This is a genomic window from Pseudomonas sp. SIMBA_068, assembly GCF_046534705.1.
GTDB lineage: Bacteria > Pseudomonadota > Gammaproteobacteria > Pseudomonadales > Pseudomonadaceae > Aquipseudomonas > Aquipseudomonas putida.
On sequence record NZ_JAWRYI010000868.1, the window covers coordinates 1 to 259 of the forward strand.

General features: G+C 51.4%; 1 protein-coding gene. It reads right to left on the reverse strand.

The features are described from left to right. Positions 1 to 259, reverse strand: a 259-nt coding sequence (locus tag SB756_RS31835) for a DUF2169 domain-containing protein (RefSeq protein WP_410913470.1), incomplete at both ends; no start/stop codon positions are given.

The window sequence follows — 259 nt, forward strand, 5'->3', positions numbered from 1 at the left end:
CCAGCTAATATCTAACGGGCCAAAACTCGCAGGTTCGGGCTTCTGCTTAATGTGAGTGAGGCGGCCAGCCATTGCTTCAATATTGGGTAAACGAATGAATTCATGTCCCTTGTGTACCTCAGGATGAATACCCAAACCATAAGGATTTTCATCGTGTCCTTCCCCGCCAAACGCCCGACTCCAGTCGAGCCGCATTGATTCAAACGACTGCGGCTGCGTTATCTGGTTTCCGACCCAGTAGCGATCGCCAAACACCGCT